Raw genomic sequence first — 21,711 nt, forward strand, 5'->3', positions numbered from 1 at the left:
CTTGAGTACTCACCGCATCTTGCCGCCGAAGCCGGTGAGGAACGCGGTGAGATTGTCGCCGAGTTCGTCGCAGAGGTAGCCGCCCTCCTGGACGATGACCGTCGGCAGGTCGAGCTTTGCGATGGCCTCGCCGATGCGCGAGAAACCCGGCGTCGTCACCGAAAGTCCGCCGAACGGATCGCCCTCGAACGCATCGAGCCCGAGCGCCACGACCAGCGCGTCGGGCGAAAAGGCACGGATGCGCTGGAACGCTACCTCGAGCGCTTCGAGAAACGCCGCGTCGGCGGATTTGCGTGGCAGCGGCAGGTTGAAATTGTAGCCGAGGCCTGGCCCTTCGCCGCGCTCGTCGGCATGGCCCCAGAAGAACGGGTAGAAACGCACGGGATCGGCATGCAGCGAGACGGTCAGCACATCCGGTCGTGCATAGAAGATGCCTTGCGTGCCGTTGCCGTGATGCAGGTCGACATCGAGGATCGCCACCCGTGCGGCCTGTTTACGCAGAGCCTGTGCGGCGACGGCCGAATTGTTGATGAAACAGAAGCCGCCGGCGACATCGGCAAAGGCGTGGTGACCGGGCGGGCGGCATAGCGCGTAGGCGGCCGGTACGCCTGACATCACCGCCTCGGCCGCATCGACCGCGCTCCAGACGCTCCACAGCGCGCTTTGCCAAGTCTCGCCCGAGATCGGGCAAGCAGTATCGGCCATGTGGTAGCCGGCCTGCCCGACTGCCGAGGCCGGGTAGGAGCCGTTGCGCGCGATCGGATGGATGTTGGGGATCACTTCGGCCGAAGCGCCCTCGATGCGCTGCCAGCGCGCGTAGATATGCTCGAGGAAATCCAGATATTCGGGCGTATGCACAGCCGCGACCGGGCCGAGCCCATGATCCCGAGACCGCTCGATCGTGCAACCGGCGGATAATGCGCCGGCTAACAATCTTTCGACGCGCTCCGGCTTTTCCGGATTGGGCTGCGCCGCACCGCTTGACAGAAAGGCCTTGGGGTCGTGACGCTTCTGTTCCTCGGCGTAGAAGGCTTTCATTCCTGCTCCTCATTCTCGGCCGTGTCGGCGAAGGCAAAGAAGGCATCGCCGATGATCTTCTGGGTCTGTTCGTAGCTCGACCAGGCGATGCCCAGCCTTTCATAAAAGGCCTTGGCGCCCTCATTGTCGGTGTCGACGGATAGCCTCAGATACACGCCGCCTTCTTTCCGGCACTGCGCCGCAACGTGCCGCAGCAGCCGCTCGCCGATCTTGCGGCCACGAAAACGATCCTCGACATAGAGGTCTTGCACATAGACGCCAGGCCGCCCCATCCAGGTCGAAAAGATCGGGAAATGCAGGCAGAGCCCGGCAAATTCGCCGCCGACTTCGGCGATCAGGGTGGAGAAGGATGGCTTTTCACCAAAGCCGTAAGTTCTGAGATCGTCCGGTGTCGAAATGATCTCCTCGGGCGCGCCGATATGGGTGCCGAGTTTCAGGATCGCCGCGTGGATCGTTTCGACGTCGTCGAGAGTGCCGAGTCGAAGGAGGATATTGGGCGGGGGGACAATCATCGGAGGTTCGGTGCCCAGGCACCCCCCTCTGTCCTGCCGGACGTCTCCCCCGCAAGGAGGGAGATTGGCAGTTTTGATACTACCGCCCATCCTGCAACGTTGGAAGTTAGCGAAAGCCGAAATGACATCCGATCTCCCCCCTTGCGGGGGAGATGTCCGGCAGGACAGAGGGGGGTGCGAAGGAACGCAATCATTTCAGATTGTCTCCCTTTCAAACGCCAGCATCTCAAAACGCCACCCGGTCGCCGCCCTTGAGCGCCAGCATGTCGCGCGCTTCGGTGGGGGTTGCAACCTCCAGCGACAGCCCATCGAGAATGCCACGGATGCGGCGCACCTGATCGGCATTGGATTTCGCCAGCTGGCGGCCGTCATAGAGACTGTCCTCCAGCCCGACGCGGACATTGCCGCCCATGGCCGCGGCGATCGAGATCAGCGGCATCTGCTGGCGGCCGGCGGCCAGCACCGAGAACTGGTAGCTGTCGCCGAACAATTTGTCGGCGATCCGCTTCATGTGGACGAGATTGTCCGGGTCAGCGCCGATGCCGCCCAGAATGCCCAGCACGAACTGGATGAACAATGGGCCAGACACCAGCCCCCGGTCGCGGAAATGCGCCAATGAGTAGAGATGGCCGACATCGTAGCATTCGAATTCGAAGCGCGTGCCGCAGCCCTTGCCCAGTCTTTCCAGCACCCCTTCCATGTCGGCGAAGGTGTTCTTGAAGATCGTGTCGCGGGTGGCTTCCAGCAGCTTCGGTTCCCACTCGTGCTGCCATTCCCTCGGCTTGTCGAGCATCGGGAACAGCGCGAAATTCATCGAACCCATGTTGAGCGAGCACATTTCGGGTTCGGCTCTGAGCGGTGCCGCCAGCCGCTGGTCCAGGGTCATCAGCGACGAGCCGCCGGTGGTGATGTTGATCACTGCATCGGTCGCCTGTTTGATGCGCGGCAGGAACTGCATGTAGACGTCCGGATCGGCGGTCGGGCGGCCGTCACTCGGATCGCGGGCGTGCAGATGCAGGATCGAAGCACCGGCTTCGGCCGCCGCGATCGCCTCCGCTGCGATCTGGTCCGGCGTCACCGGCAGATAGGGCGACATCGACGGCGTGTGCACCGAGCCGGTGACAGCGCAGGTGACGATGACTTTTCTAGGCGCCATCTTTGTCGCCTCAGCCTTCGACCGGTAGGTCGAGTTCGGAGGCCAGAACGTCCAGCGAGTCGCCGATGATGGAGACGATCTCGCCGACCTGCTCCCTGGTGACGATCATCGGCGGCGCGACCATGAAATTGTCGCCGTCGACGCCGCCCTTGACCCTGCGGCCATAGATGATCAGCCCGCGCTCATAGGCGAGGTCGAGCAGCCGTTGCGTGGCTTTCTTGGTCTGGTCGATCGGCCTCAGCGTCTCGGGATCGGCAACCATCTGGGCGCCGGTGAGCAGGCCCTTGCCACGCATATCGGCGATGAACGGAAACCGCTTCGCCAGCCCCTTCAGCCCGTCCATCAGCACGTCGCCCATGGCGGCCGCATTGGCGATCAGGTCGAGCCGGTCCATTTCACCGAGCACGGCAAGCCCGGCGGCGCAGGCCAGCGGATTGCCAGCATAGGTGTGGCCGTGCTGGAAGCCGCCGGAGTCAAGCAGCGGCTGCACCAGCCGCATCGGGGCGGCGAGCGCGCCAAGCGGCGCATAGCCCGAACCCAGCCCCTTCGACAGCGCGACGATGTCGGGCTTGCAGTTCCAATGGTCGCCGCCGAGGAATTTGCCGGTGCGACCGGCGCCGCTCATCACCTCGTCGTGGATGAGCAGGATTCCGTAGCGGTCGCAGATCTCGCGGATGCGCGGATAGTAGCTGTCGGGCGCCACCAGGGCTGAGGTCGCCGCGCCACCGATCGGCTCCATGATGAAGGCCACCACGCTCTCAGGCCCTTCGGCCAGGATCTTTTCTTCCAGCATGTCGGCATAGCGGATGCCGCGCTGTTCCATCGAGAGATTGTCGCGGTCGCGCCAGGCGTTCGGCGCCGGCACGGTCGGCATCACCCGCATCATCGGCTCGAACGTTTCGGCCAGCGCATCGTCGCCGGTGATCGAGAGCGAACCCAGCGTGCCGCCATGATAGGAGGGGAAGCGCGTGATCACCTTCCAGCGGCTGGCCTGTCCGGTGGCAACGGCCCATTGCCGCGCCAGCTTGATGCAGGATTCCGTCGCCTCCGAGCCGCCCGAGACGAAGAAGATGCGGTCCATGCCTTCCGGCAGCTTGCCGGCCAGTTCGCGTGCCAACTCCTCGGCCGGCTCGTTCTCGAAATGCAGCCGATAGGCGAAGGTGGCGCGGTCCATCTGCCGCTTCATGGCATCCAGCACATTGCGGTTAGAATGGCCGATATTGGCGACCATCGGGCCGCTCGAGCCGTCGATGAAGCGGCGGCCATCCTGCGTCCACATATAAATGCCCTCGGCGCGGTCGATCAGCGGCCGGCGCAGGCTGGACAAATAGAACAGATGCGACTCTCGCCGGGCATCGGTGTCTTGCGTGGCGGTCTGGACTTTCGACATGTCAGGACTTTCCGAGGTAACGATCGAGGACATTCTTGGTGACGCGTTCGACCATCGGGTCCTGTCTTAGCAGGCCGGCGACCCATTCGCAGCTTCCGGCGTGGAACACCTCGCCCTTGCCACGCGGGAAATTGACGATCATGCCGTTGCCGCGTTTGACTTTTTCCAGATTGGCGTCGCTCGCCTCGCCGAACAGCGTCTCGGCGGTGAAGCGGCCATCCTCGTCGGTGAGGAATTGGTCCTCGATCGGGATGTCGGCACTTTCCTCGACCTGGGATGCCATGCCGACGGCGAGAACCTGCAGGCCGTCTGGCGCGCCGCTGGTGGCGGTCGGGTAGGGCAGGCCGCCGCGTACCTCGAAGTCGAGCCCATCGACTTCATAGCCATAGACGTGGCTGTCGGAGCCCAGCAGGTCACCATAATAGATGCCGGTGCCGGCAAAGGCCCAGTGCTCCGGCCGGTAGACCGGAAAGCCACGCACGCCGCGCGGCGCGCAACCGCCCCAACCGGTATAAACCCCGCGCGTGGCGTTGAGCCCGAAGGTCGCCGAACCCGGCCGGCCGATTTCCGGCGCTTCCCAGGAGTTGGTGGCGCGGGTGATGTCGCCGCCTGGGAGATAGGCGGGGTCTTCGGCACGCGCGCGATATTTGTAGCAGACCTGCCGGCGGGCCTCGTCTTCCAGCCGCGTCTGCCACATGAAATTGCCGGCAAAGCGCGCCGCATGGCCGCCGCGCTCGACATAGGCGTCGACGGCATCGCGCATTTCCCAGGTCCAGTATTCGTCATGGCCGACGAAGACGGCACAGTCGTAGCCGTCGAGAATTTCGGGCGAAAAATGCAGATCGTGCTGGCTGATGAGATCGACGCCATAGCCGGCCCGTTCGGCGAAGCGGAAGAAATGGCTGTCATAGCTGGCCCAGCCCGACGAGGCGTATTTCTTCGAATGGCCGGTGGCGAGCGCCCATTCCATATGCGGATAACGCGGCACCGTCTTCGGCGGCACGGCGACTTCCAGCGGCACGCGCGGCGCATCCTTCGGCAGCACGACGAAGCCGCGGCACCAGGGGCGTTGCGTCGACACGATGGGCGAATACTGGTTGCGGTCCGGCCCGGTGATGCCCTGGTAATGGTTGGAGCCGCCCCAGGTGTTGTAGGCCAGCCATGTGCCTGTCGCAGCCACCTGCAGCACACGGCCGGGTTTACGGCCCGGCTGTGGGCTGACGATAAAAACATGGTGGCATTGGATCGGCTTGCCGTCGCGCCCGTCGGCGGTCAGCGTGACCCGATAGGCACCGGACGGCCAGTCCGCCCCGACGCGAAATTCGAAGGATACGTCCCAGCCGCAGCCTTCAACCGAACACTGGTCAGGTGTGTCCTGCCGGCGTGCCGCGATGCCCGATTTTTCGAACGCTTTGGTCTCGCTGCCGCCATCCCGGGTGATTGTCATGCCGAAGTTCGGAGCTGTCGAACTGACATGCAACGCCACCGTTTCGCCGGCGCGATAGGAAAAGCGGTCGCTGTAGCACCAGATCTCGCCGCGCTCGCCATCCATCCCCGGCCATTCGTAGTAATGGCCACGCACCGCGTGGCGGCGCTGCTCCGGCGTCAGTCCGAAATCGGGGAATTCGGTCGGCAGATGGGTCATGAACACCTGAAAGGTCGAAGGCCGCCATTTCGGCGATCTGCTGTCGTTGCGTCAAATGGAAACGATCGGACCAGCATTCGTTAGCCGCACCCTTGGCCGCCTCCATCAAACGGACTATCTCAGGGCAGGCGGCGTTTCCGCCACGGGGGTCGGAATGCTCAGAGTGCAAAAGGTCAAAGTCGACGAGATCTACGTGCCGACAGCGCGCAAGAAGACGCTGCATCCCGAGACCGTCCGCCATCTGGCCGAGGACATTCTGGAAAACGGCATGAAGACGCCGATCCAGGTCCGCCATGACGGCAAACGCCACATCCTCGTCGAAGGCCTGCACCGGCTGGAAGCGGCAAAGTGGCTCGGCGAAACCGAAATCGAGGCTTATCTGGTGCAAGCCAAGCGCCACTGACACTTCCTTCGTTCCCCACGGACCGACGCGGAGCAGGGACGTCATCGCAAAATTTTCGTGGACGATGTCGGTTTGCGGTTCATCGGCTCGTCCTTGGGACGGAAGCCAGATCAAACGCAGGACGCCCTTATGACCACCAAGCTCGACACCGCCCCCACCAACGACCGTGAAGTGGTTCTTGCCCGCATCATCGATGCGCCGCGTGAGAACGTCTATCGCTGCTGGACCGATCCGAAACTGATCACGCGCTGGTTCTCGCCAAAGCCGTGGACGACGCCGCGCGCCGAGATGGATGTGCGCACCGGCGGCTCGAGCCTTGTCGTCATGGCTAGCCCGGACGGTAACGAATTCCCCAACCCGGGAATCTTCCTCGAAGTCGTTCCCGGCAGGAAGATCGTCTTCACCGACGCCTACACAGAGGCTTGGCAGCCTTCGGAAAAGCCGTTCATGACCGTCGTGCTGACCTTCGAGGACGAGGGCAACGGCAAGACGCGCTACATCGCTCGGGTCAGGCACTGGAGCGTCGCCGACCGCGAACAGCATGAGAAGATGGGTTTCCACGAGGGTTGGGGACAGTGCGCCGACCAGCTCGAAGAACTCGCCAAAACGCTTTGATCCGCATGACGCTCTGATACCGGCAGGACGAGAGGAGATCGATATGTCCAAAACCCTGTTTTTCGCCATTTTTGCTTCGGCCGCAGCACTGCTTGCCTGCCCGGGCACCACCAATGCGGAGGAGACAAAACCCGCCATGACGACTGAGACGAACGCACTGCCGAAGCCGGAAAAGTCTGGCCTGCTGCCGATCGACGGCCTGAATTATTATTATGCCATCTATGGCAAGGGCGAGCCGCTGCTTCTGCTGCATGGCGGTCTCGGCACCACGGATATGTTCGCGCCGATCCTGCCGAAACTTGCCGAAAACCGCACCGTCATCGGCGTCGACCTGCAGGGTCACGGTCGCACCGCGCTGGGTGACCGACCATTCACCGTGGAAGCGATGGGCGACGACATGGCCGCCATCGTCAAGGCGCTCGGTTACGACCAGGTCGATGTCATGGGCTATTCGCTGGGCGGCGGCGTCGCCTTCCGCATGGCCGGCCAGCATCCCGAAGCGGTGCGCCGCCTCGTCCTGGTATCGACCGGCTACGCCACGGACGGCTTCTATGACGAGATGCGTCCCCAGCAGGCACAGGTGAGCGCGGCTGCGGCTGAGTTCATGAAGGACACGCCGATGTACAAATCCTACGTCGCGGTGGCGCCGCATCCGGAGGAGTTCCCGAAGCTCCTCGATGCGCTGGGCGGCTTCATGCGTCAGAACCGCGATTACTCGGCCGACGTCGCCAAGCTGAAGATGCCTGTCATGCTGGTCTATGGCGACAGCGATATGTACAAGCCCGAGCACGAGATCAAGTTTTATCAGATGCTCGGCGGCGGGCTGAAGGACGCCGGCTGGATGCGCGAGAACCTGTCGCAGAACCGCCTGGCGATCCTGCCCAACCGCACCCACTACGACACTTTCTTCGCCCCCGAACTCACGGCCGCCGCGCTGCCGTTCCTCAACGGCCAGACCAAGGTCAAAACCTGGGACGAGGTCGTCGGCGAAACGGAGTGAACGCCAAGGCCGCCGGTTGTTGGCTGGCAGCCGGCGGATCGTCATGCGGCCGCCATGACGGCTTTCGGCGTCATGACTTCAGCCCCACTCGCATCAGCATAAGCGATGACGTTGCATCAAAGCTTTTCAATTGACCCAATCGGCCGCGCCGATACCTTGCGCGCCTATTCTCCCCCACCAGTGGATCGATCCGGACAATGGCAAGATATGACGGCGGATGCCTGTGCAAGGCGGTGCGCTACCGCGCGGACGCGGCCCCCATCAACGAACGCGTCTGCCACTGCCGGGTTTGCCAGAAGGCGATCGGCGCCGCCTTCAACGCACGCGTCCTGTTTCGCATCGACGACGTGACGATCGACGGGCCGCTGGCGACCATAAACTCTTCGCCGGATCTCAAGCGCGGCTTTTGCCCGAGCTGCGGCACGACGATGTTTTCCCGGCGTGATTCCGCTGATATCATCGGCATCACCACCGGTTCGCTCGACGATCCCACGGTTTTCAAGCCGCAAATGCATATTTTCACCGCCTCGAAGCAGCCCTGGGTGGTGCTCGATGACAGCCTGCCGAAATACGAAGGCGCCCCTCCGCCAGGCTAATTTTCCCCTTTCCCTTTGTTGTGGAAGAAGGTGGATCGACGCGCTACGCCAGCGAGAAGGAAGAACGCAACCATGGCCAAAATTTAATCCAAATCGACACGAGATAGCCGGCAAAGCGTCATTGGCGGGCCATCATTGTCTCCCTATTTATGGGTCGCGGGTACGGCATTCGAGGAGACGACGGATGAACGACAGCATCAGCACCCTGGACGAGCTTTTGAGCGATCCGATGGTCCTGCTTGTGATGGAGCGCGATCGTGTGCGCCCCGAACAGGTGCGCATGCTGCTCGAACGGGCTCGCCGGCCTTCGACCGATGAGCCCGAAGTGCCGCCGGCGCATGTGATCGCCAGGACATGCCAGAAACTCTGGCTCTGCCGTAGTCGCTTTGCGATTTTCCCTGTGTATCTCAAGCCGGCTCCAAGGTGGGCCGGTTTTCGAACGGCGTGCACTTCGGCACGCCAGCTTACAAATCCGTAAATTGATTATCCGGCCCATGACGATAAGGCTTGTCGGGGATTGACCGGTGGTCGGTCCACGCAACTCTGATCTCTCATGCACGGAATTCGATTTTGGCCGACATCTGCACACAAGGCCTGGACACGGGCTTCGTCGGGCTGGGGTTCGCCAAGGTGGCGTTCCTCGGCGTGGTGCAAGGCATCACCGAACTGTTGCCGATTTCCTCGACCGCCCATATGCGCATCGTGCCGGCCGTGCTCGGCTGGCAGGATCCTGGCTCCGCCTTCTCCGCCGCCATGCAACTCGCGGCTCTTGCCGCGGTGGTCAGCTATTTCTGGAGTGATGTCAGGAATATCCTGTTTGGTTCGTTCGACGCTCTGGCGCGACGCGATTTCGCCGACCGGCATTTCAAGCTGGCGCTCTGGATCGTGCTGGCGACGATCCCGATCGTCATCGCCGGCGTGGCGCTGTCGGGCGTGCTCAACGCCTGCAATTCGCCGCTACGCAGCCTAACGGTGATCGGCTGGGCCTGCATCGCAATGGCGATCTTGCTGGCGCTGGCCGAGATCTTTGCCCGTCACCGGCGCAGCATGGGCGGTGCGTCGCTGACCGATGCGCTGCTCGTCGGTGTTGCCCAGATCGGCGCGCTTGTCCCCGGCGTCTCGCGCTCGGGCTCGACCCTGACGGCGGCACTGGGGCTCGGCTTCAAGCGGGCCGAGGCGGCGCGCTTCTCGTTCCTGCTCGGGTTGCCGGCGATTGCACTCGCCGGCCTTAAGGAACTCTGGGAACTGCACAAGGTCCATCTCGACGCCCATGGGTGGTCGGTCCTTGCCGTCGGGCTGGTCGTCGCCTCGATCTCCGCCTTCTTCGCCATATGGGGGCTGATGCACGTGCTGGAGCGTTTCTCGGCCTGGCCGTTCGTCATTTATCGCGGCCTGCTCGGTGTCGTCCTGCTGCTGGGCGTGGCGATGGGATGGCTCGTCTAAGGCAAGTTCCACAGTATCGCTTGAAACGGGCTATATCCGTACCGGACCTCGAACTTCGATTCCGGTACGCACATGGATTTTTTGACCCTCCTGCAATCACTGCCGTTGCTGCTGGCGTTGGCCAAGGGCGCACTGCCGTCGGTGGCGGCATTTGGCCAGTGGGCCGCTTCACTGCCGCCATGCCGGGACTTCACCTTCGAGGCGACCAGCTATCTCGTTTGCGAGGTCGATCCGAAACGATACCAGCTCGAGCTGTTCTGGAAGGATGCGGCGGGCAAGCCGTTTCAGTCGCTGCACAATCTGCATGCCGCGCAACAGGCGATCGGGCGCACGATGGTGTTCGGCATCAATGCCGGCATGTATCACCCTAACCTCGCGCCGGTCGGCCTCTATGTCGAGCGTGGCCAGGAGATGGCCTCGGTGAAAACGGGATCGGGAAGCGGCAATTTTTCCCTGCAGCCGAACGGCATTTTCTACCTGCGCGACGGCAAGGCCGCGGTTCGTGCCACTCGGGAATTCGTGAAAAGGCGCCCGACCGTCGACTATGCGACGCAATCGGGGCCGATGCTGGTGATCGACGGCAAGCTGCATCCAAAATTCCAGGCTGACGGCACTTCGCGGAAAACCCGCGACGGTGTCGGGGTGCGAAAGGACGGCGTCGCGGTCTTTGCGATTTCGAACGGCACAGTGACCTTCCATGCCTTCGCCCGGCTTTTCCGCGACGCGCTTGGCTGCGACAACGCGCTGTTCCTCGACGGCACGATATCAAGCTTGTTTGCGCCTGCCATCGGCCGCAAAGACGACTACTGGAATCTCGGGCCGATGATCGGCGTTTTCAGGAAATCCTAGCCGGTTTTCCACCGCGCTTACCCACACGCGGTATGGGCGAAAAAAATTGATTCAAACTTTATTGGTAATTTCTCATTCATAACTGATCCGGTTTGTCCGTCGGCTGTCGTTTTGCCCTCGGTCTGTTGTGTTTTGAGTACAGGTCCAGATGCGGATTCCGGGCGTCGTGAGTTTTTTGATCGCATCGCTATGCCTTGCCGGCTGCTCTTCAACGGCCGGCGTCGACGCGCTGGATTTGCAGAAACCGTCCAACGAGACCACCAGTTCCGTGATTCGGCCGCCGGCACCGATCGCCGCTGCTCCGGCGGCAAGGGGCAACAGGGCGGCAAGGGCCGAATTGGCCCCCATGTCTGACAACGGTCCGAGGCGCCCGTTTGGTTTGGCGGAGGAGGAAGAGACGGGGGTGTTTGCCGCACCTGATGTGCCTGATCCCCAAGTGCCTGATGTCGGCGGGTTGCCGGTCGAGCCGGCAGCCTTGGTGTCGCCGCCCAAGCTGTTGACCCGCGCGGCACCGGCCATGCTTGCCGGGCCGCTCACCCGTTACGGTTTTCGTGATGCCAAGCCTATCAATTTCGGCAAGGCTTCGCCTCGCCGCCTTGCAGTGCACGGCGTCGACGTCTCGCGTTGGCAAGGCAACGTGAATTGGGACAAGCTGCGCGCCCAGGGCGCCAACTTCGCCTACATCAAGGCGACCGACGGTGGCGACCACCTCGATCCGATGTTCATGAAAAACTGGCGCAACGCCGACGCCGCCGGCTTGAAGCGCGGCGCCTATCATTTCTTCTACTGGTGCCGCACGGCCGGCGAGCAGGCGGACTGGTTCATCCGCAACGTGCCCAGGGTCGAAGGCGCACTGCCGCCGGTGATAGACGTCGAGTGGAACGGCGAGTCCAGCTGCAAGCGCCGGCCGTCGCGCGAAAAGGTGCTGGAAAAGATGCAGGTGTTCATGGACAAGCTGGAGCGCCATTACGGCCAGCGTCCCATCATCTACACCGCGCCCGATTTCTACCGCGACAATCTCAGGGGCGAATTCCTCGACTATCCGTTCTGGCTGCGTGCCGTGGCCCAGCATCCGTCAAAGGTCTATCCCGGCCGCAAATGGCTCTTCTGGCAGTATTCCGGCTCCGGCCTGTCGCACGGCGTCACCGGCCGTATAGACCTCAATGTCTTCCATGGCGACGAACGGCAATGGCGCGCCTGGGCCGGCGGCCGGCAGACGGTAGCCGACGCCAACTGAGACAGTCGTCAGTCCCGGCGCGCTTCGCTCTGCCTGATGCCCGCGGTCTGGGCAAGCGCGATATCGGACTGCTCGATGGACACGCTTCCGCCGGCAGCATTCGCTGAGGAAAGTGTCCGGCTCTTTGACCGACATGGACGCATGGGAGGAAAAGATGGGTGTGTCATCGGAGGCTCTGGCGCAGAGCCGTCAAACGATCAGCGCCTACGAGGATTATGCCGAACAATATGATGCCACCGTGCGCCATGTTCCCAACGAGAGGGAGCAGGCATCGCTGAAGCGCCTGGTGGCAATCGCTGGCACAGGCGGCCGGATTTTGGAAGTCGGGTCCGGAGCCGGATATGACGCGGATTTTCTGGAGACTTTGGGTGTCAAAGTCCGGCGCACCGACGCAACCAAGCGGTTTCTGGAACTGCAGGCCGCGCGTGGCAAGCATGGCGAGTTGCTCGATCTCATCACCGATGATCTCGGCGGCCCCTACGACGCAGTCCTGGCCCTCTGCGTCCTCATCCATGTGCCTCGCGACGAGACCGACCAGGTACTTGCCAAGATAGCCGGGTCGCTGCGGCCGGGCGGCGCCTTCCTCGTCTCGATGCGCAATGGCGACGGCGAGACATCAGGCGAATATCACATGGTCTACTGGCGCAGGGACGACTTCGCGGCCCGTCTCGAAGGCGCCGGGCTCGTCCTCATCAGGGAGGATTTCAACGTCGGCCGCAATAGCGAAGAATGGAACACGTTCCTGGCCGTCAAGCCTGCATGACCCGCCGAACGCTGTCGCTGTTTGCGCTGCTCAGCCTTTTCAGATTTCGCGAATAAGCAAGACATTGCCGCAGCCTTGCTGTCTATGTGAAGTTCCTGCACTCCTGGGGGAGACGAGTTGGAACTCAAGATCATGCTTGTCGGCTTTGCCTGCGTGGTCGCGGGCGCGCTGTCGTTCATCACCTTCATGAAATGGCGAGAGGTGAAAGCGCTCAGCCGCTGGTTGCCGGCCCCGGGAAAGATCATTTCCTCGCGCGTCGAGGCACGTGAAGTGAGAAACTCGGGCGTTGGCTCGGACAGCAGCGATACCACCGAAATGCGCAATTTTCCGGCGATCACCTTCGAATACAAGGTCGGCGGCAAGAAATTTCAAAGCTCGCGCTACAGCGTGAAGGAGAATTTGGGGAATTTCGAAGTCGCTGAAACCCTTGCCCAGTTTCCCCGCGGCGCGGAGGTGACTGTCTTCTACAATCCGGCCGATCCGAGCAAAGCGGTGATCGAGCGCACACTGCCGGACGGCGCCTTCAAGTTCATGGTCCAACTTTCGGCAGGATTGGTGATCGGGGCGGTTGTGCTGGTGTTTTCCGTCGGCGGTGTTCTGGAAGCGATTGGGCCGCATTTGCCCAAGCCGCAGAATCTCGGTGCCGCGGCGTTGCTGCTTTTTATGGGCTTGTTCATCCTGAGCATGGGTTTCGCCCAGAAAGCGTTAGCCGAGCAGGCGGCAAAATGGCCGATCGTCGCTGGCCGCATCGACACTTCAGGTCTGCAGGCGCTCCGAAACCATTCAGGCTATGGCCGCTGGCGCACCGTCTCCAAATCCCGCATCGTCTACTCCTATGGCGTCGCCGGCCAGCGCTACAGCGCCGATCGTGTGACCTTCGGCGCCACCGTGACCGCCTCGCTGCCCGGCCTCGTCGGCGGCCAGGCACGGCAATATGTCGAAGGTAGCAAGGTCGACGTTCACTATGACCCCGTCAACCCCGGCTCAGCGGTGCTCGAATGCCGGGTCCGGGGGCTTGGGCTGCTATGGATCTGCTCGGCAGGCTTTCTCGGCGGCGCCGCCTTTCTGCTCGGGCTGGTATGACACTGGTCAGGCGGATTCGGTCATGGCGCCGATCCGCCGGTAGACGAATGGTTCTTCTCTCGAAGGGGCTGTGGCAATGCGCTTGGCTTCGTCGACCAGCATTGCCATGCGAGCATGGATCGGCGATTTCGCGCAAGCCGGGTCCGTTGCAGCGGCATCGCCGGCGATCGCCATCGCCTGGCAGCGGCAGCCGCCCCAGTCGATCTCGCGCCGCTCACAGCCGCGACAGGGTTCCTGCATCCAGTCCGTGCCGCGAAAGGCATTGAACCCCGGTGAATCGGCCCAGATCGAGGACAGCCTGCGTGGTTCGAAACGCTCGAAGCTGAGAGACGGGATCGTCTGTGCGGCATGACAGGGCAGTACGGTGCCGTCAGGCGTCACCATGAAGGCGTCACGCGCCCAGCCGCCCATGCACGGCTTGGGATAGATCGCAAAATAGTCCGGCGTCACAAAATCGATGTTGATGATGCCGGCCAACCGCTCCTGTGCCTCCGCGACGATCTCCGCCTGCCTGTCGACCGCTTCACGCTCGGGCATCAGTTGATCGCGATTGGTCAACGCCCAGCCGGCATACTGCACATTGGCGATCTCAAGCCTCTCCGCGCCCAGCGAAAGGGCGAGATCGATGAATTCCGGCACTTCCTCGATGTTATGGCGATGGATCGGTGCGTTGATGGTAAGAGGCAGACCGGCAGCGCGCGCGCGGCGTGCCGTCTCCAGCTTCTTTTCGTGGGCGCCCTTGTGGTTGCCGATGCGATCGGTGGTCGCCGGCCGCGCGCCTTGAAAGCTCAGTTGCAGATGGTCGAGACCGGCTTCGGCAAATGCCTCGATACGGCCCTCGACGATGCCAACGCCCGCGGTAATCAGATTGGTGTAGACGCCGCGCCCCGCAAGCCCGGCGATCAATTGCTCGAGGTCGCGGCGCAGTGTCGGCTCGCCGCCGGACAGATGCACCTGGAGCACTCCGAGATCGGCGGCCTCCGAGAACAGAGCGAGCCAGGTCTCTGTGTCGAGTTCGCGATTGGCCTTCAGCAGTTCGAGCGGATTGGAGCAATAAGGACATTGCAGCGGGCAGCGATGCGTCAGTTCCGCCAGCATGCCGATTGGCGGGAGGAGGGGCGTGCTCATAGCCTCACCAGCAGCTTATCCGACCATTCCTGCAGGAAGGCGATGACGTCAGTCGCCACGGCCTCCTGCTCGGCCTCGTAATCCGCGGCAAGGCCGGCAATGATGTCGCCGACCGTGGACCGTCCATCGCAGCGGCGCAATATGTCGAGACTGATATCGTTCGGCCAGAATATCTTTTCCGGTGACAGTACGGCGAATGCCTGCCGCACGGAATCGTACTGTATGCGCGCGTGCTTCGGCAGCGAAGGCACCGATCGCAACGACACCACGGCTCTTTCGCGCAGCGCCATCATTGGGCTGCCTCGGGCTGGAAGGCGCCAGGCGGTATGCTGCCCTGCTCGCCATAAGCGTGTTGAAGCGCATCAAGCATGGCCCAGAGTATATCGCATTTGAACACCAGTGCATCGATTGCCTGCTGCTGGCGCTCCGCCGTATCGGCATGGCTGAGCACGTAGGCGAGGGCGAAGCCGGCGTCACGCGAGGCTTGTTCGGGCCTTTGCCTGAAATAGGCCAGCGTATCCTCGGTGATGTAGTCGTATTTGGCCAGCATTGCCGGCACCCGCTCACCGATGATGAGTGGCGAGAACATCTCGGTCAGCGACGACGCGACCGCCTCGAACAGCGTCCGGTTTGTACAAAAGGAAAGGTAAGCGCCCACCGCGAAGCGCGTCGCCGGCAGCGCCAGCCTTTCGCTCTTCACGGCCTCGGCGTCCAGGCCGAGCGAAGTTGCCAGATGCAGCCAGCGCGCGATGCCGCCGCTCCAGCCGTCCTCGCCGTCATGATCCTCGATCCGCTTGCGCCAAGCGGCGCGAAACGCCGGATCCTCGGCATGCACGAGGATCATGGCATCCTTGCGCGGGATGACCGCCTGATAGCAATAGCGGTTCAGCGCCCAGGCCTTCATCTCGGCCTTTGACAACGCGCCGCTGGTCATCCTGTGGTGAAAGGGATGGCGATTGTGATAGCGCTCGGCGCCAACCTGCCTCAATACGGCTTCGAGAGCGCTCGTGGAGAGTCCGCCTTTGGCTGCATCGCGGAAGTCGCTCAAAATTCCATCTCCATACCGTCGCTTGCGATTTCCCAGCCTGCCGCCTTGACCGCCGCGTGCTCGGCGGAATTCTCGTCAAGGATGGGATTGGTGTTGTTGATGTGGACGAACACACGGCGGCTAACCTTCACATCGGCCAAGCCGGCGATCGAACCCAATTCTCCCGAGATCGCCAGATGCCCCATGCGCGCGCCGGTTTTCTGACCGACGCCGGCGACGATCATCTCCTCGTCGGTATACACCGTGCCGTCGAACAAAAGACAGGCGGCATCGGCGAGACGCGCGCGTAAGCGCGCATCGATGCGCGCGCAGCCCGGAATATAGAAGACGGAGCCGCGGCTGCCGATGCCGGCGATTCGGACTCCGATCGTATCACCTGCGTCGGAGCTGAAATTGGCATCCGGATGGTCTCTATCCTCCAGATAGAGTGCTATCTTCCCGGGCACCGGAAAGGGCTCGATCATTACGCCGGTCTCGCGGCTTTCTGCATCGCAGATGGCCAATTCTTTCGTCGGCGGCAGGATGCGCCGCGGCACAAGCGCTGGATCGAGAACGTTGAAAATCGAATTCGCCTCCAGCGTCGCCAGAACCTGCGCCGTTGCATAGATGGCGAAAGGCTGCCGTTCGCGCAGGCTGAGCAGTCCGGCGATATGATCGACATCGGCATTGGTCAGCACCACCGCGCGAATAGGCGTCGAGCGCAGCGGCGCATCGCCCGCAGGCTGCAATTCAGGTGTTGCAGCGATTTGCTGGCGAATGTCGGGCGAGGCATTGAAAAGAACCCAGCCGAACCCGTCCGCAGAGGCGGCGACACTTGACTGGGTTCGTGAATGCACGCCGGCCATGCCGGTGCGAGCCGCACGACTCAGACGGTAGTTGCAGTTCCATTGCGGAAAGCCGCCGCCTGCCGCCGATCCGATGATCCTCAAATGCATGAAAATGCCCGCGCGCCGGCTTCTCTGACCTGCAGGCAATTTGCAGTCACAAAAAACGCTTCGCGCGCTTTGCGTGCGTCAAAATCTTTCACGAAAATCCCATGCGGCGAGGGGATGCGCGCCCCTGTCGCCAGGGACGCGCACCTCTGCGGCCTACTTCTTGGGAGTAATTTCAGCAGGCAGATACCGTGAAATTTCGAAGCCAGCGGCAACCTGACACATGGTCGGTTTTTTCCAGTTCTTCTTCATGACATTTCTCCTCTTATACCAGCCCGAAGGGACCGATCCTGTCGTTAGCCAACCATTGCAGGGCACCGACGCAATGGCTCGTCCATCAAGTCTTAAAATGGACAAATGAAACAATAGGTTTTGAAAAATTGAAAACAAACTATCGAGAATAATTGCAGTCCTTACTTCAATTGGTCGTGGCGTAGGGTTTTTTCTCCTCCAGTGGCAGGTTTGCATCTTCCCACCCATCAGCGCCAAGCGGATACCAGATTACTGAACTGTAGCCCCACTCGACGGCGCGTTTCGCCGCATTCCACGACATCCAGCAATTCGTCATGCAGTAGAACAGAATCGCGCGCGACTTGTCCGTCCCGGCCTTGGCCGTGAGGCCTCGGCGAAAATAGCTGGCGGTCTCCTGCGAAATAGCGCCGTATCCCACATTGGCCAGCCATATGCTGCCTGGAATGTCCTTTCTGACCTTGTCCCTCCATATGGTTCCTGCCGGCAAATTGGTCGGTTTGGGCGTGTCCGGCATCACGTCGAAGAAGATCGCCTTTTTCGCTCGCCACAGCGCTTCCGCTTCCACCGTCGTCACCACCCTCGCGCCTTGCAGCGTCCGCGGCACCGGCGCCCGATAGTCGTCCATCCGGAAACCGCTGGGTTCGACGACATCGCCAGCCCATGTCGGCTCGGTCAGACCCAGAAGGCTCGCGGCGACCAGCAAGAAAATAGTCTCCCTTCCATTCATTGGGTAATCAGGTTGTCGTGTTCGTCGATCAGCGGCACGTTATAGCTCAGCAGGATCCTGGTGATCTCCGCCTGGTTTTCCCTGATCACCCGGTTGAGCGTCCGCTTCCATTCCTGGTCGGACGGACGTACGCCCATGGTGATGCGGTAAGACATGCGCGAGCCGGTTTTTTCCTTCACCAGTGGAACGATCGTCACATCAGCTCCGAGTTCCCTTGCATAGTAACCTGCCATCGGTCCCCACAGCACCGCCGCATCGATCTTGTGTGCCAGCATGTCCTTGATCATGACCTCTCCCATGGATGGGGTGACGCGCGTATCCACCGCAAGCGGATAGATCTTGGCGGTCCGCAGAAGCTTGTTGGCGGCCATGTTGGCGGTTGGCGGCGTGCTTTCAACCACGCCGATCGTCTTGCCCATGAGTCTGGGATCCTCGATCGTTTCCACACCTTCCATATCGTGGCTTTTTGGATGCACCAGCACATAGGCGGAGCGATAGTAGGCGTTGGTGTTCTGCACCAGCTCATCGCCTTGGGCATAGCCCATGATGATGTCGCATCGGTTGGCCCCCAACGTATTGCGCACGAAGCCGGTGATCGTGGGAAACCAGGTGTAGGAGACGGACTTGCGCCCGGTTTTCGCGGCAACCAGCTCGGCCAGCTTGTTTTCGAAGCCTTCGCCGCTCTTGTCGGTGAAGGGCATATTCGAGGGATCGGCGCAGACGCGCAGAATGTCGGGATCGACCAGTTCTCCCGCCGCGCCAAGGCCGGCGCTTTGCGCATGCGCGTTCGACGGCAGCAAGGCGAGTGTGCCGAGGATCGGCAGAACGACGCGCAGCTTCAATGCATCGCGGCCAATCATGTCATCCACCCATGCAGGATGCTTCGGCATCCTTCGCCGCCTGGGCCTTGTCTTCGTGCTTGGGCGGCCGTCCGCGGGGGGCCGCGCCATCCGCGCGCGCGCGCAGGTAGATGTAGAGGTCGTCCATGTAGCAATAGACATTCTTGTTGTCGCCAAAGGCAGGCATGACGTTTTCCTTGCCGCCGCCGACATTCTTGCGGCCTTCGGCGACGATCGAGAGGAATGTGGCGTAATCCATGGTTTTCAGGCTGTTGACCAAAGCCGGCGCATAGCTCGAACCTGTCGCGTCCTGTCCGTGGCAGACATGGCAATCGGAGTGATACCGGCGGTAGCCGCTGAACGTGTACCAATCGACGGTTCCGTTTTCGATCTTGTAGGTCGGATTTCCATCCGCATCCAAATACTTGCCGCCTTCTTCCTTTACCGCCTTGGCTTTTTCCATGCTGTCGTCGGCCTGGGCGACGCCTGAGCTTGCCAGAGGCAGCAGAGCCAGGACCAAAGCCGAAATTACAATGCGAACGGACATTCAAACGCTTCCTTCATTTGCCAATGGACACGGTTTTGCTGTCGCGACCGGCCTTGATCGGTGTTTTTGGGTGCGTAACCGAATCGAGAGCCCGGACATGGCTTCCGGATGATCCGGGCTCTCGTTCTTCAAGCCTTTGGTCTCACAAGACCCGAGGCGTGCTCAAGGTTCCCGGCGCATCAATCCGGGAGACCGAAGACGGTGAGCTGACCGCCCAGCGTCGTGTAGTCGGCAAGTGCCGCGTAGCCGCCGACGGCACCAAGACCAGCGGTGCCAACGACCGCGGCCTCGTCGCCTTGGGCACGGCCCTGATCGACGGCGCCATGCCAGGCAGCGGCGTTATCAGGCGAAAGCAGGCCGCCTGCCAGGCCGATACCTGCCCAGCCACCGACGCCGGACAGAACGGCGATGTACTGCTTGCCGCCCTGCTCGTAGGTCGTGATGTTGCCGATGATGCCGGACGGGGTCTTGAACTTGTAGAGTTCCTTGCCGTCCTTATCGACCGCCTTGATGTAGCCTTCGAGTGTACCGTAGAAGACGACGTCGCCATCTGTCGCCAACGCACCCGACCACACCGAGAACTGCTCGGGCTTCGACCAGACGATCTCACCCTTGGCCGCATCCCAGGCAATGAAGTTGCCCATGTTGCCGTCGCCGCCAGGTGCGGGATACATCGACACGGTGGCGCCAACATAAGGCTGACCGGCGGTGTAGCTCACCTTGTAAGGCTCATAGTCCATGCAGACATGGTTGGTCGGGACATAGAACAGCCCGGTCTTCGGCGAATAGGCCGCCGGCTGCTGGTCCTTCGTTCCAAGCGCCGCCGGGCAGATGCCCGTCGAGTTGGTGTCTTCGCCGTTCTGCTGGGTCGAATATTTCGCCACGACCTGCGGGCGACCATATTGTTCGCTCTTGGGGTCCATGACGACTTCCGTCGCCCAGTTCACGGCCGGATCGTATTTCTTGGCGACGAGAAGGTCGCCGGTGGCGCGATCCATGGTGTAGGCGAAACCATTGCGATCGAAATGGACCAGCACGTCGTGCTTGGCGCCGTTGACCTCCATGCCATCGACGAGGATCATCTCGTTGATGCCGTCATAGTCCCATTCGTCATGCGGGGTCATCTGGTAGAGCCATTTGGCAACACCCGTATCCGCATCGCGGGCCATGATCGTCATCGACCAACGATTGTCGCCGGGGCGTTGTACCGGGTTCCACGTCGAGGGATTGCCGGTGCCATAGTAGACCAGGTTCAGCTTGGGATCATAGGAATACCATCCCCATGTCGTGCCGCCGCCTGTCTTCCACTGCTCGCCTTCCCAGGTATTCGTGCCGGAATCCTTGCCCACCGGCTTGCCGAGATGCGTGGTCTTCTCGGGATCGAGCAGGGTGTCCGCGTCCGGACCTTCCGAATAGGCTTTCCAGGCGAGTTTGCCATCTTTCAGATTGTAGGCGGCCAGCCAGCCGCGAACGCCGAATTCGGCGCCGGATACGCCGATGAGCACCTTGTCCTTGACGACGACGGGGGCAGCCGTACCGGATTCGCCTTTGCCGCCATCGGTCTGGTCGCCGTTCTTGACCGACCAGACGACCTTGCCGGTCTTCGCGTCGAGGGCGACGACCGTGGTGTCGGCCTGATTGAGAATGATCTTGCCGTCACCATAGGCAACGCCGCGATTGACCGTATCGCAACACATGATCGGAATGACGTTGGGATCCTGCTTGGGTTCGTATTTCCAGAGGATCTTTCCGTCATTCTTGAGATCGAGCGCAAAGACATTGTTCGGGAAAGGCGTGTGAACATACATCACATCGCCGATGATAAGCGGTCCACCCTCGTGGCCTCGTAGCACGCCGGTGGAAAAGGTCCACTTGACCTGCAGGTTCTTCACATTGTCCGCAGTAATCTGGTTGAGTTTGGAATAGCGGGTGTTGGCGTAGTCACCCGTCTGCATTGCCCAGTTCTTCGAATCCGAAGCCAGCTTTGCAAGGTCCTCGTTAGCCGACGCCGTAAAGGCCGCGCCGAGCGACAGAAACGCCGCAGTGGTTAGAATATAGGTAGCTTTCGTAAGTACACGCATCCGAATTCCTCCCGAGGTTCATAGTGATGAATCATTTGCTGAGCCCACAAGGGCTTGCCCAAGCGATTCACGGGGGGGAAATATTTCCGGCAGCGTGTCACGACCTAAGCCAGATGTGCAGAGGGCACCGTTACTGCCCACCTCACCTTGGCCTACGAAAGACTGTCGCCGCTCCCTAATGACGGTGACGCCCTTGAAGCCGGAAACAGGGTGAGGCTATGTCATCGCAAAACGCTAGGCAAGCAAAAAAGCCTGGGTGTTTTTTGCACCGCAATATCGTAAATGCTGCGGCGCAATATAAGGAAATAAGTGGGGTAGTATTTGTTAGATGAAGTATTCCTGATTGAGAAATAACGGTGGGCCGGATAAAATTTGATTATTTTCTGAGTTTTACATTTCACCTAAGCGTGGATTTTATTTGGAGGTA

General features: G+C 61.5%; 24 protein-coding genes and 1 pseudogene. 10 read left to right on the forward strand and 15 right to left on the reverse strand.

Going from position 1 to position 21,711, the window contains the following annotated elements:
- Nucleotides 1-9: 9 nt before the first annotated feature.
- The 5 genes from NKJ37_RS05760 to NKJ37_RS05780 form a co-directional block, all read right to left on the reverse strand.
- The gene (locus NKJ37_RS05760) at nucleotides 10-1,038 is read right to left on the reverse strand and encodes a histone deacetylase family protein (protein WP_128303302.1); all 1,029 of its coding nucleotides are present in this window, start codon (nucleotides 1,036-1,038) and stop codon (nucleotides 10-12) included.
- Nucleotides 1,035-1,550, reverse strand: coding sequence for a GNAT family N-acetyltransferase (locus NKJ37_RS05765; RefSeq protein ID WP_031212950.1), 516 nt, complete (start codon nucleotides 1,548-1,550; stop codon nucleotides 1,035-1,037). Before NKJ37_RS05765 ends, NKJ37_RS05760 begins: the two co-directional genes overlap by 4 nt.
- Nucleotides 1,551-1,776: 226 nt before the next feature.
- A complete protein-coding gene (gene kce, locus NKJ37_RS05770; protein ID WP_023810367.1) occupies nucleotides 1,777-2,706 on the reverse strand; it encodes a 3,5-dioxohexanoate:acetyl-CoA acetone transferase in 930 nt (309 codons plus the stop codon).
- Between the two features lie 10 nt (nucleotides 2,707-2,716).
- A complete protein-coding gene (locus NKJ37_RS05775; protein WP_352773159.1) occupies nucleotides 2,717-4,096 on the reverse strand; it encodes an aminotransferase family protein in 1,380 nt (459 codons plus the stop codon).
- A gap of 1 nt (nucleotide 4,097) precedes the next feature.
- Nucleotides 4,098-5,741 (reverse strand): N,N-dimethylformamidase beta subunit family domain-containing protein, encoded by a 1,644-nt coding sequence (locus tag NKJ37_RS05780; protein ID WP_352440173.1) that lies wholly within the window; start codon nucleotides 5,739-5,741, stop codon nucleotides 4,098-4,100.
- Between the two features lie 154 nt (nucleotides 5,742-5,895).
- Between NKJ37_RS05780 and NKJ37_RS05785 the strand changes: the two genes are divergently transcribed.
- From NKJ37_RS05785 to NKJ37_RS05815, 7 genes and pseudogenes are all read left to right on the forward strand, one after another.
- Nucleotides 5,896-6,144, forward strand: coding sequence for a ParB N-terminal domain-containing protein (locus NKJ37_RS05785; protein WP_013532091.1), 249 nt, complete (start codon nucleotides 5,896-5,898; stop codon nucleotides 6,142-6,144).
- Between the two features lie 129 nt (nucleotides 6,145-6,273).
- Complete coding sequence (locus NKJ37_RS05790) at nucleotides 6,274-6,759, forward strand: SRPBCC family protein (protein WP_023810371.1); 486 nt, start codon at nucleotides 6,274-6,276, stop codon at nucleotides 6,757-6,759.
- A gap of 43 nt (nucleotides 6,760-6,802) precedes the next feature.
- Nucleotides 6,803-7,759: an alpha/beta fold hydrolase gene (locus NKJ37_RS05795; protein ID WP_128303305.1), complete on the forward strand. Its 957-nt coding sequence runs from the start codon at nucleotides 6,803-6,805 to the stop codon at nucleotides 7,757-7,759.
- A 197-nt stretch (nucleotides 7,760-7,956) separates the two neighbouring features.
- A complete protein-coding gene (locus NKJ37_RS05800) occupies nucleotides 7,957-8,355 on the forward strand; it encodes a GFA family protein (RefSeq protein WP_023810373.1) in 399 nt (132 codons plus the stop codon).
- A 184-nt stretch (nucleotides 8,356-8,539) separates the two neighbouring features.
- A pseudogene (locus NKJ37_RS05805) lies at nucleotides 8,540-8,731 on the forward strand (hypothetical protein); the annotation flags it as partial.
- Nucleotides 8,732-8,925: 194 nt separating this feature from the next.
- Nucleotides 8,926-9,798 (forward strand): undecaprenyl-diphosphate phosphatase, encoded by an 873-nt coding sequence (locus tag NKJ37_RS05810; protein ID WP_023810374.1) that lies wholly within the window; start codon nucleotides 8,926-8,928, stop codon nucleotides 9,796-9,798.
- Nucleotides 9,799-9,870: 72 nt separating this feature from the next.
- The gene (locus NKJ37_RS05815; RefSeq protein ID WP_023810375.1) at nucleotides 9,871-10,647 is read left to right on the forward strand and encodes a phosphodiester glycosidase family protein; all 777 of its coding nucleotides are present in this window, start codon (nucleotides 9,871-9,873) and stop codon (nucleotides 10,645-10,647) included.
- Between the two features lie 72 nt (nucleotides 10,648-10,719).
- Here NKJ37_RS05815 and NKJ37_RS05820 read toward each other — a convergent pair whose 3' ends face one another.
- Nucleotides 10,720-10,995 carry a hypothetical protein gene (locus NKJ37_RS05820; RefSeq protein WP_245490376.1) on the reverse strand — a complete coding sequence of 92 codons (276 nt, stop codon included), beginning with the start codon at nucleotides 10,993-10,995 and terminating at the stop codon, nucleotides 10,720-10,722.
- Here NKJ37_RS05820 and NKJ37_RS05825 point away from each other — a divergent pair.
- The 3 genes from NKJ37_RS05825 to NKJ37_RS05835 all read left to right on the forward strand — a co-directional run bounded on the left by NKJ37_RS05825 (nucleotide 10,883) and on the right by NKJ37_RS05835 (nucleotide 13,730).
- Nucleotides 10,883-11,884: a glycoside hydrolase family 25 protein gene (locus NKJ37_RS05825; protein WP_502895807.1), complete on the forward strand. Its 1,002-nt coding sequence runs from the start codon at nucleotides 10,883-10,885 to the stop codon at nucleotides 11,882-11,884. The genes NKJ37_RS05820 and NKJ37_RS05825 overlap by 113 nt on opposite strands.
- A 154-nt stretch (nucleotides 11,885-12,038) precedes the next feature.
- Nucleotides 12,039-12,647: a class I SAM-dependent DNA methyltransferase gene (locus NKJ37_RS05830; RefSeq protein ID WP_023810377.1), complete on the forward strand. Its 609-nt coding sequence runs from the start codon at nucleotides 12,039-12,041 to the stop codon at nucleotides 12,645-12,647.
- Nucleotides 12,648-12,764: 117 nt separating this feature from the next.
- A complete protein-coding gene (locus NKJ37_RS05835; RefSeq protein WP_352610592.1) occupies nucleotides 12,765-13,730 on the forward strand; it encodes a DUF3592 domain-containing protein in 966 nt (321 codons plus the stop codon).
- 6 nt (nucleotides 13,731-13,736) lie between these two features.
- Here the strand turns inward: NKJ37_RS05835 and pqqE are convergent, their stop codons facing one another.
- From pqqE to NKJ37_RS05875, 9 genes are all read right to left on the reverse strand, one after another.
- Entirely contained in the window at nucleotides 13,737-14,858 is a 1,122-nt protein-coding gene (gene pqqE, locus NKJ37_RS05840) for a pyrroloquinoline quinone biosynthesis protein PqqE (protein ID WP_023810379.1), read from the reverse strand.
- On the reverse strand, nucleotides 14,855-15,151 hold the full coding sequence (gene pqqD / locus NKJ37_RS05845; protein ID WP_023810380.1) for a pyrroloquinoline quinone biosynthesis peptide chaperone PqqD: 297 nt from the start codon (nucleotides 15,149-15,151) through the stop codon (nucleotides 14,855-14,857). Before pqqD ends, pqqE begins: the two co-directional genes overlap by 4 nt.
- Complete coding sequence (pqqC, locus tag NKJ37_RS05850; RefSeq protein ID WP_023810381.1) at nucleotides 15,148-15,906, reverse strand: pyrroloquinoline-quinone synthase PqqC; 759 nt, start codon at nucleotides 15,904-15,906, stop codon at nucleotides 15,148-15,150. Before pqqC ends, pqqD begins: the two co-directional genes overlap by 4 nt.
- A complete protein-coding gene (pqqB, locus tag NKJ37_RS05855; protein ID WP_352773162.1) occupies nucleotides 15,903-16,841 on the reverse strand; it encodes a pyrroloquinoline quinone biosynthesis protein PqqB in 939 nt (312 codons plus the stop codon). Before pqqB ends, pqqC begins: the two co-directional genes overlap by 4 nt.
- A gap of 153 nt (nucleotides 16,842-16,994) precedes the next feature.
- Entirely contained in the window at nucleotides 16,995-17,090 is a 96-nt protein-coding gene (locus tag NKJ37_RS31980; RefSeq protein ID WP_013532074.1) for a coenzyme PQQ biosynthesis protein A, read from the reverse strand.
- Nucleotides 17,091-17,256: 166 nt separating this feature from the next.
- Nucleotides 17,257-17,817 carry a PQQ-dependent catabolism-associated CXXCW motif protein gene (locus tag NKJ37_RS05860; RefSeq protein ID WP_352720321.1) on the reverse strand — a complete coding sequence of 187 codons (561 nt, stop codon included), beginning with the start codon at nucleotides 17,815-17,817 and terminating at the stop codon, nucleotides 17,257-17,259.
- Nucleotides 17,814-18,707 (reverse strand): quinoprotein dehydrogenase-associated putative ABC transporter substrate-binding protein, encoded by an 894-nt coding sequence (locus NKJ37_RS05865; RefSeq protein ID WP_352552676.1) that lies wholly within the window; start codon nucleotides 18,705-18,707, stop codon nucleotides 17,814-17,816. Before NKJ37_RS05865 ends, NKJ37_RS05860 begins: the two co-directional genes overlap by 4 nt.
- On the reverse strand, nucleotides 18,679-19,203 hold the full coding sequence (locus NKJ37_RS05870; RefSeq protein WP_352773165.1) for a c-type cytochrome, methanol metabolism-related: 525 nt from the start codon (nucleotides 19,201-19,203) through the stop codon (nucleotides 18,679-18,681). Before NKJ37_RS05870 ends, NKJ37_RS05865 begins: the two co-directional genes overlap by 29 nt.
- Before the next feature lie 179 nt (nucleotides 19,204-19,382).
- A complete protein-coding gene (locus NKJ37_RS05875) occupies nucleotides 19,383-21,284 on the reverse strand; it encodes a methanol/ethanol family PQQ-dependent dehydrogenase (RefSeq protein ID WP_127293373.1) in 1,902 nt (633 codons plus the stop codon).
- Nucleotides 21,285-21,711: the final 427 nt, after the last annotated feature.

It is taken from the genome of Mesorhizobium sp. M0140, assembly GCF_040322475.1.
GTDB lineage: Bacteria > Pseudomonadota > Alphaproteobacteria > Rhizobiales > Rhizobiaceae > Mesorhizobium.